The 804-nt window shown below is 69.9% G+C and carries 1 protein-coding gene; it reads left to right on the top strand.

The genetic code is table 11. From position 1 onward, the window contains the following. A partial coding sequence (locus G3T14_RS24380) for an IS256 family transposase (protein ID WP_163645036.1) occupies nt 1-804 on the top strand: 804 nt, incomplete at both ends.

Below are 804 nucleotides of genomic sequence, written 5' to 3'. Positions count from 1 at the left end.
GGCGCGGCGGACCCGCAGCCTGGATGCGCTGCTGCCGGTGCTGTACCTGCGCGGCATCTCCACCGGCGACTTCCAGGAGGCGCTGTCGGCCCTGCTCGGCCGTGACGCCCCGAACCTCTCGCCCGCGGTCGTCACCCGCCTGACCGCGACCTGGGCGGACGAGTATACCCGTTGGCAGGGTCGCGACCTTTCGGCGCGCCGCTACGTCTACGTCTGGGCCGACGGGGTCTACCTGCAGGCCCGGATGGAGGATCAGGCCGAGTGCATGCTCGTGCTGATCGGGGCTACGCCCGAGGGTCGCAAGGAACTCGTCGGGTTCCAGGTGGGGGTGCGCGAGAGCGCCCAGAGCTGGCGCGAGTTGCTGGTCGACGTGAAGCGGCGTGGTCTTTCCATCGCGCCGGAGATCGCGGTCGGCGACGGCGCCCTTGGCTTCTGGAAAGCGCTCGACGAGGTCTTCCCCGGCACCCGCCACCAGCGCTGCTGGGTCCACAAGACCGCCAACGTGCTCAACAAGGCGCCGAAATCCGTGCAGGGCGCGATGAAGGCGGATCTGCGCGAGATCCACGCCGCCCCCACCCGCGCGGCGGCCGAGACGGCGATGGCCGTCTTCGTCGAGAAATACGGGGCCAAGTATGCCCGAGCCGCCGAGTGCCTGACCAAGGATCGAGAGGCGCTGCTCGCGTTCTTCGACCTGCCCGCCGAGCACTGGGACCACCTTCGGACGACGAATCCGATCGAGAGCGTGTTCGCCACGGTGCGGCACCGGACCGTGCGGACCAAGGGCGCGCTCTCACCGATCACCGC

It is taken from the genome of Methylobacterium sp. BTF04 (genome assembly GCF_010692745.1).
Lineage (GTDB): Bacteria > Pseudomonadota > Alphaproteobacteria > Rhizobiales > Beijerinckiaceae > Methylobacterium.
This window is presented reverse-complemented; position numbering and strand designations above follow the sequence as displayed.